The sequence below is a fragment of the Kaistella montana genome (genome assembly GCF_024436175.1).
Classification (GTDB): domain Bacteria; phylum Bacteroidota; class Bacteroidia; order Flavobacteriales; family Weeksellaceae; genus Kaistella; species Kaistella montana.
This window is the reverse complement of sequence record NZ_JANFQP010000003.1, coordinates 80196-98740: the sequence shown is the minus strand read 5'-3', so window position 1 is coordinate 98740 and position 18545 is coordinate 80196. Positions and strand designations below refer to the sequence as shown.

The 18545-nt window shown below is 36.1% G+C and carries 15 protein-coding genes; 12 read left to right on the top strand and 3 right to left on the bottom strand.

Going from position 1 to position 18545, the window contains the following annotated elements; genetic code table 11:
* The first annotated feature begins 32 nt into the window (after nucleotides 1-32).
* The 12 genes from lpxB to trmB all read left to right on the top strand — a co-directional run bounded on the left by lpxB (nucleotide 33) and on the right by trmB (nucleotide 16247).
* Nucleotides 33-1139 (top strand): lipid-A-disaccharide synthase, encoded by a 1107-nt coding sequence (gene lpxB / locus NOV28_RS10295; RefSeq protein WP_255930642.1) that lies wholly within the window; start codon nucleotides 33-35, stop codon nucleotides 1137-1139.
* A gap of 43 nt (nucleotides 1140-1182) precedes the next feature.
* Nucleotides 1183-2955, top strand: a complete 1773-nt coding sequence (locus NOV28_RS10290; protein WP_255930641.1) for a ComEC/Rec2 family competence protein — start codon at nucleotides 1183-1185, stop codon at nucleotides 2953-2955.
* 109 nt (nucleotides 2956-3064) lie between these two features.
* A complete protein-coding gene (locus tag NOV28_RS10285; RefSeq protein ID WP_255930639.1) occupies nucleotides 3065-3727 on the top strand; it encodes a succinate dehydrogenase cytochrome b subunit in 663 nt (220 codons plus the stop codon).
* A 56-nt stretch (nucleotides 3728-3783) separates the two neighbouring features.
* Entirely contained in the window at nucleotides 3784-5796 is a 2013-nt protein-coding gene (locus tag NOV28_RS10280) for a fumarate reductase/succinate dehydrogenase flavoprotein subunit (RefSeq protein ID WP_255930637.1), read from the top strand.
* Between the two features lie 23 nt (nucleotides 5797-5819).
* Entirely contained in the window at nucleotides 5820-6587 is a 768-nt protein-coding gene (locus NOV28_RS10275) for a succinate dehydrogenase/fumarate reductase iron-sulfur subunit (RefSeq protein ID WP_255930635.1), read from the top strand.
* A 183-nt stretch (nucleotides 6588-6770) separates the two neighbouring features.
* A complete protein-coding gene (locus NOV28_RS10270) occupies nucleotides 6771-8270 on the top strand; it encodes a TlpA family protein disulfide reductase (protein WP_255930633.1) in 1500 nt (499 codons plus the stop codon).
* 227 nt (nucleotides 8271-8497) lie between these two features.
* Complete coding sequence (gene rlmD, locus NOV28_RS10265; RefSeq protein WP_255930631.1) at nucleotides 8498-9907, top strand: 23S rRNA (uracil(1939)-C(5))-methyltransferase RlmD; 1410 nt, start codon at nucleotides 8498-8500, stop codon at nucleotides 9905-9907.
* Complete coding sequence (locus NOV28_RS10260; protein WP_255930629.1) at nucleotides 9907-10389, top strand: DUF6452 family protein; 483 nt, start codon at nucleotides 9907-9909, stop codon at nucleotides 10387-10389. Before rlmD ends, NOV28_RS10260 begins: the two co-directional genes overlap by 1 nt.
* Nucleotides 10355-11014, top strand: coding sequence for a DUF6048 family protein (locus tag NOV28_RS10255; RefSeq protein WP_255930627.1), 660 nt, complete (start codon nucleotides 10355-10357; stop codon nucleotides 11012-11014). Before NOV28_RS10260 ends, NOV28_RS10255 begins: the two co-directional genes overlap by 35 nt.
* 250 nt (nucleotides 11015-11264) lie before the next feature.
* On the top strand, nucleotides 11265-14231 hold the full coding sequence (locus NOV28_RS10250) for a reprolysin-like metallopeptidase (protein WP_255930625.1): 2967 nt from the start codon (nucleotides 11265-11267) through the stop codon (nucleotides 14229-14231).
* A gap of 248 nt (nucleotides 14232-14479) precedes the next feature.
* Nucleotides 14480-15271, top strand: a complete 792-nt coding sequence (locus tag NOV28_RS10245) for a hypothetical protein (protein ID WP_255930623.1) — start codon at nucleotides 14480-14482, stop codon at nucleotides 15269-15271.
* A 298-nt stretch (nucleotides 15272-15569) separates the two neighbouring features.
* Nucleotides 15570-16247 (top strand): tRNA (guanosine(46)-N7)-methyltransferase TrmB, encoded by a 678-nt coding sequence (trmB, locus tag NOV28_RS10240; RefSeq protein ID WP_255930621.1) that lies wholly within the window; start codon nucleotides 15570-15572, stop codon nucleotides 16245-16247.
* A 471-nt stretch (nucleotides 16248-16718) separates the two neighbouring features.
* Here the strand turns inward: trmB and rpsB are convergent, their stop codons facing one another.
* The 3 genes from rpsB to rplM all read right to left on the bottom strand — a co-directional run bounded on the left by rpsB (nucleotide 16719) and on the right by rplM (nucleotide 18516).
* On the bottom strand, nucleotides 16719-17486 hold the full coding sequence (gene rpsB, locus NOV28_RS10235) for a 30S ribosomal protein S2 (protein WP_255930619.1): 768 nt from the start codon (nucleotides 17484-17486) through the stop codon (nucleotides 16719-16721).
* A 182-nt stretch (nucleotides 17487-17668) separates the two neighbouring features.
* Nucleotides 17669-18055, bottom strand: a complete 387-nt coding sequence (gene rpsI, locus NOV28_RS10230) for a 30S ribosomal protein S9 (protein WP_255930617.1) — start codon at nucleotides 18053-18055, stop codon at nucleotides 17669-17671.
* A gap of 5 nt (nucleotides 18056-18060) precedes the next feature.
* On the bottom strand, nucleotides 18061-18516 hold the full coding sequence (gene rplM / locus NOV28_RS10225) for a 50S ribosomal protein L13 (protein ID WP_031501463.1): 456 nt from the start codon (nucleotides 18514-18516) through the stop codon (nucleotides 18061-18063).
* Nucleotides 18517-18545 lie beyond the last annotated feature (29 nt).

Genomic DNA, 18545 nt, shown 5'->3' with positions numbered 1-18545 from the left:
TATCTTTGAGCAAAATTACAACTTTTTACCACGTGAAATACTATATCATCGCAGGAGAAGCGTCCGGAGATTTGCATGCTTCTAATTTAATGAAGTCGATTTTAAAGAAAGATTCTTCCGCTGAATTTCGGTTTTGGGGAGGAGATTTGATGGCTGAAGTTGCAGGTTTTCAGCCTGTGAAGCATTATAAAGATTTGGCCTTCATGGGATTTTTGGAAGTGGCGAAAAATCTCAAAACGATTCTCGGAAATATAAAATTCTGCAAGAAAGATATTGCTGATTATCAACCTGATGTATTGGTTTTAGTGGATTATCCGGGATTTAATTTAAGAATTGCCGAGTTCGCGAAATCGTTGGGGATTAAGGTGGTTTATTATATTTCGCCACAACTTTGGGCGTGGAAAGAAGGTCGCGTTGAAAAAATCAAAAAATTCGTTGATGAAATGCTCGTGATTCTTCCTTTTGAGAAAGATTTTTATAAAAAACACAGTGTTGATGCGCATTTTGTTGGTCATCCTTTGCTTGATGCAATTTCAGATTTGCCAGAAATTTCTGCTGAGTATTTTAAAAAAGAACATGGTTTAAATGAGAAAGAAATCATTGCGCTTTTGCCGGGTTCGCGTGAACAGGAAGTAGAAAAAATGTTGGCTTTAATGCTTTCTGTGCGACCTTTTTTTAAAAATTATCAATTTGTAATTGCTGGTGCACCAAGTTTACCGAAGGAATTTTACCGAAAATTTGTGGACGATGATGTGCATTTTGTGTCCAATAAAACTTACGATTTATTGAGAAGTTCACGCGCTGCTTTGGTGACTTCCGGAACTGCAACTTTGGAAACCGCTCTGCTCAATATTCCGGAAGTGGTGTGTTATCGAAGCAGTCAAATTTCCTATGAAATCGGAAGAAGAGTGGTAAAAAACATTAAATTTATTTCGTTGGTGAATTTAATTATGGATCGCGAAGTGGTTACTGAACTCATTCAAAAAGAGCTAAATACTGAAAATTTAGTGAAAGAACTTCAACGGATTTTAGAAGGTGAAACGCGTGAAAAAATGTTACAAGATTTTGAATTGCTCCGCGAGAAACTTGGAGGAAAGGGCGCAAGTGATCATGCTGCAGAAATTGTTGTAAAAAGCTGATTTTATCATAATTCAATAGCTGTTTAACTGTAAAATTAAAACATTGCAAAAGCAGCCTTTACTTATTCTGTGTATTTGTTTTGTCCTGGGAATTGTTTTACAGGATTATTTTTCACTGCAGCAAAATTTAATTTGTATTTTGTTGATATTCAGTTTTTTATCATTAACTATTTATTTCGTTAAAAGCTTTTGTCTTTATCGAATTCGACATCTTTCATTGTTCTTTTTGTTCTTTTCATTAGGAGTTTTTGCCCATTTTTTCCATTCCAAAAAGCCTAAATTACCGATTCTTGAAAGCAAAGAAAACATCGTTTTCAAAATCAACAAAAAACTCAATTCCAACGAAAAAAATCGTCGTTATGAAATCGTCGCGTGGAAAGGAAAAGAATCATTTCTAAGCGTTCTTTCTGTTCCGAAATCCGAAAGTGAACTCGATTTTCTGCATTATTATAAAGGTGAAGTTCACATCAATTCGCTTCAAAAACCTTATCACGATTTTCAGTTTGATTATAGAAAGTATTTGGCAAGAAAACACATTTATTTTCAAGCTTACCTGCCCAATTCTTTCAAATCCGGATTGCGAAATGATTTAAGTTTTGCTGAAAAAATTAAACAAAAACGCTTGGAAACTTTAAGTAAAATCGATCGCAGCGGTTTTAGCAAAAGAACAAGAGAATTTACAAAAGGAATTATCCTTGCAGATCGAACTGAGATGGATCAGGAAACGGTTCAGGATTTCAACAAATCAGGATTGATGCATGTTTTAGCGATTTCCGGTTCGCACATGGCGATTATTTTCTGGTTGATTTTGTTGGTTTTGAATTGGATTTTTCCGCCGAAATTTAGGAATTTCAAAATGATTTTTGCCTTGATTTTGATTTGGGCATTTGCTGTTTTTATCGATTACGGAAGCTCGGTGGTGCGGAGTTGCATCATGATTTCTGCGTATTATATTTTTGTGATTTTACAACGAAAACCCGATTTGCTTCATGCGATGGCTTTGGCTGCATTGGGATTGCTCATTTTCGATACGCAACAGCTTTTTGATGTTGGTTTTCAACTGAGTTTTGCAGCGGTTTTCGGGATTTTCTGGTTGAATAAACCGATTTTGAAATACTTGCCAAAACCGAAAAATAATTTTCAGAAATTTCTCGTCAATATTGTTTCAGTGAGTTTTGCAGCGCAAATTGCAACGCTTCCGCTGGTGATTTATTATTTTCATCAATATTCTTTAGTGTCGATTTTTGCCAATTTATTAGTGATTCCTTTTTCGGAAATTCTTATTGTTTTTTCTTTGTTGATGACGCTTCTTATTGGGTTTTCCTTTCAGTTTTATTGGTTGAATTTGATTTATGATGAGGTGGTTGTTTTTACATTAAAAATGATTCATTGGTTTGCAGATTTCGATTTTGCTTTCCATAAAATGCTTTCGATGACTTTTTTGGAAGTTGTGGTCGCTTTTGCAGTGGTTTGGTTTTTAAGATTTGCGATTTTGAAACCAAAAGCTAAAAATGTTTTGAGGGTTATTTATTTTCTCTTGATTTTCTTTGCACTGCGACTTTTGCTCAATTATAAAGCTGCAGAAATTGATGAGGTTTTGGAACATTATTATTTTAAAGAGAAAATTATTTCGGTCAAAAATGATAAGAAAGTTGTGTTTATTTTAAAAGAAAAAGCAAATACCGATAAACTTCAACAATATATCATTGAACCTTATTTAACGGCAAGAAGAGTGCAAAACTTTGAAATCAAGATTCTACCCAAAGGAACTAATGAAGTTCGAATAAAAGGCAAAATTTACGATTTTGATGAATAAAGCAAAACTTATTTAGAAAGATTACAAACTAAAAAAATCTGATAAATCTCACCTACAGATACCTTAACAATTTTTTAACTTTGTGGAAATTCAAATTTAAACATTAATTATGGCAGGATTAACAAGTTCTACTATCGGTAGAAAGTACGCAATGGCATTGTCTGCAATGTTTTTGCTCCTATTCCTTATCATGCACCTTTCGGTGAATTTACTTTCAATTTGCAGCCCCGAAGCATTCAACGCAGCTTCAGAATTTATGGGTTATAACCCGGTTATTCAGTTTCTGATGCAACCGGTTTTGGGTTTTGCAGTGGTTTTCCATTTTGTAATGGGATTTGTTCTTGAATTGAAAAACCGAAGCGCAAGACCAGTGAAATATGCAGTAAACAAAGGTTCAGCCAATTCTACATGGATGTCGAGAAATATGATTATTTCCGGATTGGTAGTTTTAGCTTTTTTAGGATTACACCTTTACGATTTTTGGTGGCATGAGATCAACTTCAAGTATATCGAAGCCAACACGCCCGATAACGGAAGATTCTGGGAAGAACTTCACGCGAATTTCGCAAATCCGTTGAGAGTTGGTTTTTATGTGATTGCTTTTGTGCTTTTAGGATTGCATTTGGCGCACGGTTTCCAATCGTCTTTCCAATCTGTGGGAGCGCGTCATCCGAAATACACTCCTGTTATCAAAACTCTCGGGACTTGGTATTCTATTCTTATTCCTGCAGGGTTTATTATCATTGCAGTATATCACTTTTTAACTCAATAAATTTTAAGTTTTAAGTAGTCTAAAATTTAAAGTTTAAAATTTAAAATTTCTAAAAAATGAGCAAATTAGATTCAAAAATTCCAGCTGGTCCTTTAGCGGACAAATGGAAAAACCATAAAAACCACATGAACCTTGTTGCACCAAACAACCGTGATAAGATTGATATCATCGTTGTAGGAACTGGTTTGGCAGGAGGTTCAGCTGCTGCAACTTTGGCAGAGCAAGGATATAATGTAAAAGCATTCTGCTACCAAGATTCGCCAAGAAGAGCGCACTCTATTGCTGCTCAAGGTGGTATTAATGCAGCGAAAAACTACCAAGGTGATGGAGATTCTACTTACCGATTGTTTTACGATACCATCAAAGGTGGAGATTACCGCGCAAGAGAAGCGAATGTTTACAGACTTGCAGAAGTTTCCGCAAATATTATTGACCAGTGTGTGGCGCAAGGTGTTCCCTTCGGCCGTGAATATGGTGGACAGTTAGATAACCGTTCTTTCGGTGGAGTACAAGTTAAAAGAACTTTCTATGCGAAAGGGCAAACCGGACAACAACTTTTGCTGGGAGCTTATTCTGCATTGAGCCGCCAAATCGGGAAAGGTAGAATTAAAATGTATAACCGTCACGAAATGCTTGACCTCGTTATCGTAGATGGAAAAGCTAGAGGGATTATTGCAAGAAACCTTGTGACCGGCGAAATTGAAAGACATTCTGCACACGCAGTAGTAATCGCTTCTGGTGGTTACGGAAACGTGTATTTCCTTTCTACAAACGCAATGGGATCGAATGTTTCAGCTGCTTGGAAAATTCATAAAAAAGGAGCGTATTTCGCAAATCCTTGTTATGTGCAGATTCACCCGACTTGTATTCCGGTTCACGGAACGCAACAGTCAAAACTTACTTTGATGTCGGAATCTTTGAGAAACTCAGGAAGAATTTGGGTTCCAAAAAATATTGAAGATGCAGAAGCAATTCGCGCAGGAAAATTAAAACCTGAAAATATCGCTGAAGAAAACAGAGATTATTATTTAGAAAGAAGATATCCAGCTTTCGGAAACTTGGTTCCTCGTGACGTAGCTTCCAGAGCGGCGAAAGAAAGATGTGATGCAGGTTTCGGAATTGAAAATAATGATACCAAAGAAGGCGTTTACTTAGATTTCTCAACAGAAATCATGAAAAAAGGAAAAGAAGCTGCTTTGGAGAAAAATATTCATAATCCTTCACAACAGCAAATCTACGATCTAGGTAAAGCTTGGGTTGAAGAAAAGTATGGAAACCTTTTCCAGATGTACGAAAAAATTACAGCGGATAACCCGTATGTAACTCCAATGAAGATTTATCCAGCAGTTCACTACACAATGGGTGGTGTTTGGGTTGATTATAACTTGCAATCTACTATTCCGGGATGTTTCGTAATCGGAGAAGCTAATTTCTCAGATCACGGAGCGAACAGATTGGGTGCTTCTGCATTGATGCAAGGTCTTGCAGATGGTTATTTTGTACTTCCTTATACGATCGCAGATTATCTTTCTGCAGATATCAGAACGGGAGCAATTCCGACCGATTCTGCTGAATTTGATGCTGCTGAAAAGGAAATTCAAGATAAAGTTAACTTCTTCATCAATAATAACGGAAAACATTCGGTAGATTATTTCCATAAAAAATTGGGACACATCATGTGGAACAAAGTAGGAATGGGAAGAACTCCTGAAGGTTTACAAGAAGCAATCAAAGAAATTGCTGCAGTGAGAGAAGAATTCTGGAAAGATGTGAAAGTTCCAGGACAAGCCAATGAAATGAACCCTGAATTAGAAAAAGCATTCAGAGTAGCAGATTTCTTGGAATTAGGACAATTGATGGCAATTGATGCTTTGAAAAGAGAAGAATCCTGTGGAGGCCACTTCCGATGGGATCACGCAACACCAGAAGGTGAAGCGGAACGCGATGATTTGAATTTCAAATACGTTGCAGCATGGGAATACCAAGGGATCGACATTAATCAGGAAGTTTTGCACAAAGAAGACCTGATTTATGAAAACATCGAAGTGAAAACAAGAAGTTATAAATAATCTCCGAAAAAGTAAATATTAAAATGAGTGCTAAAAAAGGATTAAGCCTGACTCTGAAAATTTGGAGACAGAAAAACAATAAATCAAAAGGACAGTTTGAAACCTACAAAATTTCAGACGTTTCCACCGACTCTTCTTTCCTTGAAATGTTGGATATGCTCAACGAGAATCTAATCAATGAAGGAAAAGAACCTATCGCTTTCGACCACGACTGTCGTGAAGGAATCTGCGGAATGTGTTCACTATATATCAACGGTAGAGCTCACGGTCCGGATACCGGAATCACTACTTGCCAATTGCACATGAGAATGTTTAAAGATGGCGAAACCATTCATATCGAACCTTGGCGTAGTGCTGCTTTTCCTGTAATTAAGGATTTGGTGGTTGATAGAAGTGCTTTTGATAAAGTAATGGCTGCAGGTGGATTTATCTCCGTGAATACCTCCGGAAATACTTTGGATGCCAACGCGATCCCAGTTCCGAAGGAAGATGCTGACAAAGCAATGGATGCAGCTGCATGTATCGGTTGTGGAGCTTGTGTGGCGACTTGTAAAAACGGATCTGCAATGTTATTCGTTGGAGCTAAAGTTTCCCAATACGCATTGCTTCCGCAAGGTAGAGTAGAAGCGCAAAGAAGAGTTCTGAACATGGTAAAAGCCATGGACGAAGAAGGTTTCGGAAACTGCTCAAACACCGGCGCTTGCGAAGTTGAATGTCCTAAAGGAATTTCTTTGGAAGTAATCGCACGAATGAACCGCGAGTTTATGGCAGCGAATATCAACAGAGGATAAAATCTTTATTAAAATTTAAAAATCCGTTTTCTAATATTGAAAACGGATTTTTCTTTGTTAAAATTTCACAAAAAACATTCTAAAATTTTCTTTAACTCTTTATATAACTTACTTTTGTTCCCGTTATACCAGAAAAGAATAGAGATTTAATTGTAAACAAAATTTATACACAACAATACAAACATGAGTAAATATTTTTTAATGCTGATTTTTGCTTTCGTAGCAATGTCATGTTCAAAAAAGGTAGAAGTAAAAGGTAATTTCGCAGGTGGATCACCTTTGGAAAGAATTGAATTTATCGAAGCTTCAGGCGTGGCAACTTTGCCATTGGTTAATTTAGGAGTAGATTCAAAAGGGAGTTTTTCCGGGAGTTTCGAAGCTCCCAAAAACGGAATGTACATCATGTCTTATGCCGGTAAAACTGCAATGATTTACCTTAAAGGTGGACAGGAATTAAATATTTCTGGCCAAGCTGCCAATTTCCCTAATCAATTCACTATTACCGGTGATGCCAAAAAGAACAATGATTTCTTAATGGATGTGCAGAAATTCATCCAAGGCTATGCTGCCAAAATCAATGTTGGAGAATTGGTAAGCAAAAATGAAGATGCTTTCTTGAAAGATGTAGAAAAAATTAGAAAAGATTTCGAAACTAGTATCGAAGCTTCCGCCAAAAAAACTTCTGCTGACAGCGAAGTGGTTCAGTATAAAAAAGATGAATTGAATGCAAGCTTGTTGGGATTGATGAGTCAATATGAAATCAATCACCCGCAAGTTACCCAAAATCCTAATTATAAAGTTTCTAAAAACTTCAAAGATGCGGAAGCAAAATTGGATTCAGATAACGAAAGAATGTTGAGAAACCAACCGGTTTACAGAAACTATCTGTTAGGAAAATTGAGTTCTGAATTCCAGAATTTCGCTTCAGCAAATAACAAAACTGGTAAAGAAATGTCTTCTGAAGTTTTCGCAAAATTTTTAGATACAAAAAAAGACCTTTCGCAAACCGCTAAAGATTATCTTTTGGCTTTCGTACTTTCTAGCGGTGATATTGCACCGGGAATGACTAAGGAAAACTCTGATAAAATTTCGAAAATCATTAAAGAAAAAATCAAAGACAGCCAAATCAAAAAAGATTTGGAAAGAATTCAATTCGTAATCGAAGGCCCTAAAGTTGGCGATGCAATGAGCTCCGCAAAATTGGCGAAAGCCGACGGAAGCGATTATAAATTTGCTACTGGAAAACCAACTTTGGTGATGTTCTACGCTTCTTGGAATCCTTACATCGCGGAAGGAACCGTTCCAGTGTTGAGAGAAGTAGTAAATTTCTACAAATCAAAAATGAATTTCACTTTTGTAAATTTGGATGATACCAAAGACCAATTCGTGAAAACCAGCAACGCATTATTGAAAGGAATTCAAGGAACTAGCGTTTACGGCGATGGCGGAATGAATGCTCAAATCGCTAAAGACTTGGGAATTTATGGTTTCAAACTTCCTTCTTTTATCGTTTTGGATAAAGATGGCAAAATTGCAAGCCGCTTCTTCTACAACTTGGGCGATCCGGAAATCGTAACCGTTTTGGATAAACTTTCAGGGTTAAAAGCGCCGATGGTACAGCCAGAAGCTACTTTGCAGAATGATTTGTTAGCTCCAAAACCAGAAGCTGCTCCAACAAAGTAACTTTTACTAATAATTAAAATATTTCCTGCTCATTTTCTTGGGCAGGATTTTTTTATTTCAAGAGCAACGAACTTTAGCTTTTTTTGTAAAATGTGAGTTGGTTTTTGCCGAAATTTAATCGATTCTGAATATTTTAAAAATAATTTAAACAGATTCAAATTGCTTCAACCGATTTATCGCTTCTTTTTATTTTCAAAACCTTACTTTTGTGTTCATTAAATTAGTCGATGAGAAAGAAAAACAAAAATATCGTTTTAGAAAATATTAGACTGGTTTCTGCGGGCGCAAAAGGCGTGGCAATAGGCAAAACCGACGATGGCAAAACCGTTTTGGTTTCCGGCGCAGTTCCCGGAGATTTGGTCAATGCAAGAGTCAAAAAATCGAAATCGAAATATTTCGAAGCCGAAGCAGTGGAAATTTTGGAAAAATCTCCGTATCGTGTAGCTCCGAAATGTGTTCATTTTGGTGTTTGCGGAGGTTGCAAATGGCAAAATCTTTCGTATGAGCAACAACTTGTTTTCAAGCAAGATGAAGTTTATAACCATATCAAAAGAATCGGTGGCATCGAAGATTTCGAAACTTTACCAATTTTGGGAAGTGAGCAACAGTATTTCTACCGCAACAAAATGGAATTTTCATTTTCCAATGCGCGTTGGCTCACACAATACGAAATCAGTTCCGAAGAAAATTTCGGAAACCGCGATGCTTTGGGCTTTCATATTCCCGGAATGTGGAGCAAAATTCTCGATTTGAAAGAATGTTTTCTTCAAGAAGATCCATCGAATGCGATTCGTTTGGCGGTGAAAAATTACGCTGTAAAAAATGGTTTGGAATTTTTTGATGTAAAAGAACAAACCGGATTTTTGCGAACCGTGATGATGAGACAAAATTCGAAAGGCGAATGGATGGTTTTATTCCAACTTTTCCGTGATGAAAAGGAAAATCGCGAGAAATTGTTCGATTTTTTACTTTCAGAATTTTCGCAGATCAAAACTTTGGTTTATTGCATTAATTCAAAACAAAACGATTCTATTTACGACCAAAATGTCGAAACTTATTTCGGCGATGGTTTTTTAATGGAAGAAATGGATGGTTTGAAATTCAAAATCGGCCCGAAATCTTTCTTCCAAACTAATTATAAACAAGCGTTAGAATTATACAGAAAAACCCTCGAATTTGCTGATTTGAAAGGCGATGAAGTGGTTTATGATTTGTACACCGGAACAGGAACGATTGCACAATATGTTGCAAGAAACGCCAAACAAGTGATTGGAATTGAATCGGTTCAAGAAGCGATCAATGCAGCGAAAGAACACGCTGAACTGAATGGTTTGTCGAATTGTACGTTCTATTGTGGCGATATGAAAGATATTTTTAATGACGAATTTTTGGCGAATCATCCTAAAGCGGATGTTTTAATCACCGATCCGCCACGCGATGGAATGCATCAAAAAGTGGTGGAACAAATCCTGAAACTCGCTCCCGAAAAAATCGTTTATGTAAGCTGTAATTCGGCAACACAAGCGAGAGATTTGGCTTTGATGAAAGATCAATATCGATTGGTGAAAATATTGCCGGTTGATATGTTCCCGCAAACGCATCATGTTGAGAATATTGCACTTTTAGTAAAAATTTAATGATGAAATTTCTGAAAATTTTTCTGGTTTCCCTGTTTCTGATTTCGCTTTTTTCCTGCGGAAGTGATGATGATATTTGCGTAAGTGGCGAAGCGACACCGAGAATGAAGCTTAAATTCAAAACAAAAGCTACCGGAAAACTCAAAACGATGGATTCGATTTTTGTAAACGTTGATTACGGAAATGGTCCAGTTTCGGTGATTGCTGCGAAAACGAAAACTGATTCTGTTTTTATTCCTTTGAGAGTTGATGACGCGCTTTTTACCAAAATTTATGTCGGTTTGTCGAAAGCGGCAATCACTTCTGAAGTGAAAGTGAATTATACCACTCAATCAGAATATGTTTCTCCGGCTTGCGGAATCAAGAAAATTTATGAAAATGTAAATGCGGTTTTGGAAGTAGCCAATCCTGTGTTAGATGTTGAACAAAACCAAACCCAAATTACCGATGAATCCAAGACTCATTTTTACCTTCTTTTTTAGTTTTTTGTTTCTAAATTCTTTTGCGCAGAAGGAACAAGATACGGTTAAAACAAAATTGAAATACGAACCTAATTTTATGGTAGGAATTGATGTTTTGAATGCCGGAATCGGAGCTTTTTCGGATCGAAAATTGTTTCAGGGATTTGTGTCTTCGCGAATCAGCGAAAATGTTCATGCAGCTGCTGAAGCGGGTTTTGAAAAAAATATTTACCAGAAAAATGGTTACGATGCTTCTGTAAATGGTCCTTTTTTAAAATTAGGTGCATTTTATATGTTGGCGAACGACAAAGAAAATCCATTAAATGGTTTCTACGCCGGCGGAAAATTAGCGGGTTCATTTTATAATCAGGAATACAAAGCGGTTCCGGTTCGTGGTTTCGGCGGAAGCGAAACCTCGGTGGCTTTTCCTGCGTCATCACAAAGCTCATATTGGATTGAAGCGACGGTTGGTGGGCGCGTTCAGTTGTTTGAAAGTCCTTTTTATATTGATGTTACGGCGCAACCAAGATATTTACTTTTTTCTACAACACAAGATGATATCAAACCGATGATTGTTCCCGGTTTCGGGAAAAGTTCTGCGAAATTTAATGTCGGATTCTCTTGGAATATTGCTTATTCTTTTTAAGAAAGATAACTTGTTATGCAATGAATAATTCACTCGCAATTTTTTGCGAGTTTTTTTATTTACAAAATTTTAATTCTTTAAGGGTAAATAATAGATTGTTACTTAAATAAGTTCTTTTTTAAATAAAGTATATATTTAATATTTGTTTTGTTGGTGAATTTGTTGTTAAATAACTTAATTATTATGTTTTTAAAATTTTGAAATACGATTGAAAAAAACTACTTTTGAATAAATCACTAATAAATAATTTATGAAGAAATTTTTTACTTCTTTATTATGTTGTTTGATGTCAACAGCTGCACTTTCCCAGTGGAGTCCAATATCAATACAAGGAGAAAAAATCCGTTCGTCGACAGAAGTAATGCAGTATTATTCTTTGAATATTAATGACATAAGACAGACTTTAGCAAATACGAAAGAAACAGGAAGAAATGCAAAACCTATAGAAGTTAAGCTACCAACACTCAACGGTAAAATTGAAAGATTTGCAGTTTATAGTGCTCCTGTTGTAGTAAAATCCATTGCTGATCGTTATCAATTGGGTTCTTATGTAGGTGTTGGGATTGATGATCCTGCTGCTTATGTAAGATTCAGTGTGGCCCCAAATGATTTCCAAGCGATGATACTTAAAGATGGAAATTATGAATTTATAGAGCCTCAAAACAAAGAAAAATCAGTTTACAGGGTACATCCTAAAAGCAATAAATCTGAATCTGACAAAGCATTTGTTTGTTCAACAAATGAAGCCCCATTAACAAAACAGCAGATTGATAAATTGTACATCAATGGTAAAACCTTTACCAACAATCCAAAAGATTTCAATAAATCTTCTGACCAAAAATATCGTACAATACGATTAGCCATTTCTGTGACCGGCGAATACACGCAGTATTTTGGTGGAACAGTTGCCGGGGCATTGACTGCAATAAATGCAACATTGACCAGATGTAATTTTGTTTTTGAGAAAGATTTTGGGTTACATCTTATACTTCAAGATTTTCCACAGTTGATTTATATAGATGCAAATATCGATCCATATTCCGATGCAACGATAGGTACAGATAGTGGTAATTCCAATAAATTAGTTGGTTGGAGCTTGCAATTACAAAATACACTATCAAGAACTGTAGGAAGTAATGCATACGATATAGGTCATTTGTTTGGTGCTACTGGAGGTGGTGGAAATGCAGGTTGTATCGGTTGTGTTTGTATTGCGCCTACTAGTGAAACTGCTACAAACCTAGATAAGGGAAAAGGATCTGGATTTACTTCACCTTCAGACGGAATTCCACAAGGGGACAATTTCGATATCGACTATGTTGCTCACGAAATAGGTCACCAATTGGGTGGTAACCATACTTTTTCTCACCAACTTGAAGGTATAGGAACTAACCAAGAACCAGGTTCAGGATCAACCATTATGGGTTATGCCGGAATCACAGGAGTTACAGATGTTCAAGCGCACTCTGATGCTTATTTTCATTATTACAGTATCAATCAAGTTCAAACTAATTTGGCAAGTAAAACTTGTGATGTTGAAACTGCTGTAGCAAATACCCCTCCGGTAATTACTGCAATGCCAGATGTTACTATCCCTAAAGAAACTGCTTTCGTACTTACTGCTCAAGCGACAGATGTGGAAGGAGATCCATTAACTTATACTTGGGAACAAGCAGATAATGCGACTACTCCTACCACCATTACCAATTTAGGAACTTTAACCAACGGGCCTTCTTTCAGATCTTGGAGCCCAACTACAAGTCCAACAAGATATTTTCCTAAGTTGAGTACCGTAATAGGTGGAAGCTTAAAAAGTGATACGGATTGGGAAGCCGTTTCTAAAGTAGCAAGAACTTCAAACTTTATGGTAACTGTAAGAGATAATAAAGCAGACGTAACTCAGCAACAAACTCAAAGTGCAAACCAAAAAGTTACTGTTCATGCTAACGGACCTTTCAAAATTACTTCTACTAAAGTTTACAACAACGCCGCTGGTCCATTAACTTGGGATGTTGTAGGAACTAATGCAGCTCCTTTCAATGTTGCGAACGTAAAAATTGATTATACTACCGACAATGGTGCTACTTGGAATGTTTTAGCAGCTTCAACACCAAATGACGGTACAGAAGATTTTAGATTCTCTTCTTTTGCAACCAACGCCCCAATGAAAGTAAGAATTTCTGCAATCGAAAACGTATTCTATGCAGTGGCTCCGGTTACTGTCTCTGCAATTATGACTTGCGACGGTTCTGCTCCTACAGGTTTATCGGTTTCTGGTGTTAGTATGAATTCTGCTAACGTAGCTTGGGATGCTATCGCAAGTGCTACCTATATTGTAAGATACAAGAAAACAGCTGATGCTACTTGGACTGAAGTTCCTGTAAACTCAAATAGCTATACAATTACTGGTTTAGAAGATGAGACTTCGTACAATGTTCAAGTCGCTTCTGTTTGTTCAGGAACAACAGGTGCTTATACTGCTTCTGTTGATTTTACTACAAATATACTTGTATATTGTAAACTAACTTCTACCGATGCTAGTGATGAATATATTTCCAATGTGGAAATCAGGGCAGATGGTGCAGCTGGAGTTTACAGTATATCTGGAGCTTCTACTTATACTAATTATTCAACAGATGCGACAAGAATAGTTTCCTTAAAACAAGGAACTACCAATAACGTAATCTCTGTTACTAAAGCTTGGTCTGATATTTCGTATGATGAAGCGGTTACTGCATGGATTGATTTTGATAGAAGTGGGATTTTTGATGACGATGAAATTATACTTTCAACATCACCAGATATAAAAACCCTTGTTACTAATACGTTTACCGTTCCTGCTAATTCTTATGCTGGGGATAAAACTGTAGGAATGAGAGTTGCTCTTAGATATGATATTGCGCAAACTACCCCTTGTGATACTTACAATTATGGTGAAGTAGAAGATTATGCAGTAAAAATTATTGCTGATATGGCAGTAGGAGACACTCATGTAAATTCTACACAAGTTTATCCTAACCCTGCAACAGACGTATTGAATGTTTCTAAAGTTTCTGGAAATGCAACTTACAGCATCTACAATGTAGCTGGTCAAATTGTTGCTAAAGGAAAAATCGCAGACAACAAAGTTCAGGTTTCTAAACTACAATCTGGGGTGTACATCATCTCTGTAGAAGATAACGGTAAAGTAGAAAAAGTGAAATTCATCAAAAAATAAATCACATTTTCAATAATAATAGATCCCCGGAATACCACCGGGGATTTTTCTATGCTATTTCCAAAGATTTTCTTTTAAAAAAAAGTCTGAGAAATGCTTATAAATCACTGATATCTTGTTCTAAATAATTTTAAACCAACGTTTAAGATTATTTAACATTTATAGAAACTATTTAACCAAACTTTAACCACGGCAAAACCTTTATTCATCGTAGAATGTGTAAAATTTGATTTACTTTTGCCTCCTATATGAAACGATTTTTTCTACTTGTTGCACTGTTTGTTTTAACACAGGTTCATGCCCAGTTTTTCTCCGGAGAAATTATTATCAGAGACAATTCTGTGTACTATCTCAATCAGGTGTATGTAACCAATATTACCGCTCACAAGACCGTTTACACCGATTATTTCGGTGCTTTCAAAATTCCTGCAAAACCAGGAGATATCATTCGTTTCACCTCCATCGTTACCGATCGAAAAGATGTTACCGTAACAGCGGAAAATTTAGAGAACGCTAATAATTTCGTGGAACTCAAAATCGCATATTACGATATTCAGGAAGTGGTAATTAATAAATTTAAACCTACCGGAAATCTAAGAAAAGATGTAAGTTCCCTGAAAACGGGAGAAAAAACAATGGCACTGCAGAAAATGATTGGTTTGCCGGCTCCTAAAGGTGATGGGACACCACCACAACTTCCTGTTGCTGGTTTTTCTGGCGGTGGACTTACTTTTAGTTTAGAGAGTATTTATGACATTCTTTCGGGCGATCGGAAAAAGAAGGAACGCGCGAACCAATATGAAAAAATGAATGTTGCAGTAGCCAACATCCGAAAATATTATGGGGATGAATACTTTACCAACTTGAAAATCCCAACCAGTTTCATCGATAATTTCTTGCAGTTTGTTTATACGTCCGAGAGTTTGTTGCCTTATATTCAACAGAATAATTATGAATCTGTAGCGATTTACATCGAAAAATATCTTCCAATTTACCAACGTCGCCTTCGGAACTCACATTTAATCGAAAATACACAATAAATTTATAAGTATTTAAAGTTCATATTGAATTATGCAATGTCATCAATTCTTCGGACCTATGGTTGAAGGAATTTTAATAAAAATTTACGTTGCTTCATAGAAAACCTTTCTACAAGAATAAATTTCAAAGGAAAATTGTAAGTAAATGGAGTAAGAGATGTCAAGCAAATGGTAGTAGCTGTAAGTAAAAAACAATCATTTCTCAATTGGGAGAATTGAAGACTCTGTAATTTTAATTTGTTTAAAATAGCTATAAAGTCTATATTTTTGGTTATTTTTGCACGATTTTGAATAAGAAATGGGTAAAAATAAACTGGCAAGATTTGCCGAAAACAAAATACTTCCGAATGTATTTCAGCCGACCAGAGAAGAGGCGCTCAACAATTATCCTTTAAAAGGAAAATGGAGATCTGAAGTCTTCAAAAATGAGAATCCGATCGTATTGGAACTCGGTTGTGGCAAAGGAGAATATTCCGTAGGATTGGCGAAGGCTTTTCCTGAAAAAAATTTTATCGGGATTGATATCAAAGGTGCAAGATTTTGGTTTGGTGCCAAAGAAGCTTCTGAGAAAAACCTCAATAATGTAGCTTTTTTAAGAACTCAAATCGAATTGGTAGATTGTTTTTTTGATCAGGATGAGGTTGATGAAATCTGGATTACCTTCCCAGATCCACAGATTAAATACCGAAGAACCAAACACCGAATGACGCATCCTGATTTTCTGGAACGTTACAAAAAAATCTTAAAGAAAGATGGCATCATTCACTTGAAAACTGACTCAGAATTCCTTCATGGTTATACTTTAGGGTTGCTTCAAGGGCAAGGCCATGAGATTATTTCTGCACATCACGATATCTATGGAGCACCGGAATACGAGCCAGGAACGCCGCTTTTAAGAGAAATAAAAACGTATTACGAGGGATTATTTTCAGCAAAAGGCAAAACCATTACTTATATTAAATTTAGAATTAAGTAAGTAGCTTTCACTTTACAAATTTCCCTTCTTAAATTTTTTTGGGTAAGAAACTCCTTTTTTCATTATTCAATAGGATCCATTACATCGAGCCTACAACCTTTTTGAGGGAGTGGGAGCAATTCTCAAAATATAAAAACAAGATTTCATTAAGATTCCATTTGATAACTTTGTTTTAATTCTTTGTTCTTCTTAGTCTATTTACATTTGATATTCCAATATCATAAGTTGTAATTCTTCAATATCATAGGCATGAAACTCCAGTATCATAAGCATGAAAATTTAGTTTCATAGGTTTGAAGTAAAAGTATTGTTGGGAAAGATTTCAGCGTATAGTTTGAATATTTATCTGACAATCATATAGCATTATTGGTATATGTCCCCTTTTTTATTTTTAGGAAGTATTTATATTCTTATTAAAACAAGAAAAGCTCAGAAATTAATCTGAGCTTTTCTTGTTTTAAAGATAAAATCTTATTCTGCAGCAGTGTCGAAATCTGCATCAGCATCAGCTGATACTTTTTCTCCTTCTTCTTTAGATTTTTCTTTATCAGCTTTTCTTTGAGACAATCCGTCTTTGATAGAACCTGAAACTACGCTCAAGATCATATCGATAGATTTAGAAGCATCATCGTTTCCTGGGATTACGAAATCTACTTTTCTTGGGTCAGAGTTCGTATCAACGATAGCGAAAACAGGGATTCCCAATTTTTTAGCTTCAGTTACCGCGATGTGTTCTTTCATAATATCAACAACAAAAAGTGCTGATGGAAGACGTACCATGTCAGAAATAGAACCTAAGTTTTTCTCAAGGTTAGCTCTTTGACGATCTACCTGAAGTCTTTCTTTTTTAGATAAAGTTTCGAAAGTTCCATCTTTCTTCATTTTATCGATGTGGTTCATTTTCTTAACAGCTTTACGGATGGTAACAAAATTTGTTAACATTCCACCTGGCCATCTTTCAGTGATATAAGGCATATTAAGGTCAGCTGCATATTTAGCAACTACTTCTTTCGCTTGTTTCTTTGTAGCCACGAAAAGAACTTTTTTGCCAGCAGAAGTAATTTTTTCCAAAGCGCTACAAGCTTCGTCTAATTTTACCGCTGTTTTATGTAAGTCTACAATGTGAATACCGTTTTTCTCCATGAAAATGTATGGAGCCATATTTGGATTCCACTTTCTGGTCATGTGACCGAAGTGTACACCTGCCTCTAAAAGGTCTTTAACATTTGCTTTTGCCATGTCGCTTTTTTGTTTTTAGTTTACGTTCCGCTTTTTCGCAATCAACTTTTCTTTAGATGGGAGAAGAGTTTGGGTGCTAAACTAAACGGGGCATTTTTTTGATTAGATAATAGAGCCAAGAACCAAGAATAAAGATTTTTGAAAGTCTCGAATCTCGCGTCTCGTATCTTGAATCTGTTTGATTAACGTTTTGAGAATTGGAATCTCTTTCTCGCTTTTTTCTGACCTGGTTTCTTTCTTTCCACCATTCTCGCGTCTCTTGTAAGCAAGCCGTGAGGTTTTAGCAATAATCTGAATTCTTCGTTGATTTCGCATAAAGCTCTAGAAACTCCAAGTCTGATTGCTTCAGCCTGACCTGTAATTCCACCTCCGAAAACGTTCACTGTCACGTCATACTGACCTGCAGTTTCTGTCAACAAAAATGGCTGGTTGATCTTGTAAACCAATACATCAGTACCAAAATACTCTTTAGAATCTTTCTTGTTGATTGTGATCACCCCAGAACCTGGTCTCACATAAACTCTTGCAACAGAAGTTTTTCTTCTTCCGATTTTATGAACTATTGACATATTAATTATTTGAATTCGTTAATATTAATAACTTTTGGCTGTTGAGCTTCATGTTTGTGTTCAGTTCCTTCATATAAATAAAGGTTAGTAAACAATTGAGATCCCAATTTGTTTTTTGGAAGCATTCCTTTTACAGATTTTTCCAATACTTTTAAAGAATCTTTTTTCTGAAGTTCAAGAGCAGTCATTGACTTTTGACCACCTGGATAACCAGTATGCCAAATGTAAGTCTTGTCAGCCCACTTGTTCCCGGAAAGGGTTACTTTCCCAGCATTCAAAACGATTACGTTATCTCCACAATCTGCGTGAGGCGTAAAATTCGTTTTGTGCTTTCCTCTCAAAATCTTTGCAACCTTAGATGCTAGTCTTCCTAACGGTTGTCCTTCAGCGTCTACCACAACCCATTCTTTATTAGCGGTAGCTTTGTTAGCTGAAACGGTTTTGTAACTTAATGTATTCACACTTTTTCGTTTAACGATTAAACATAATT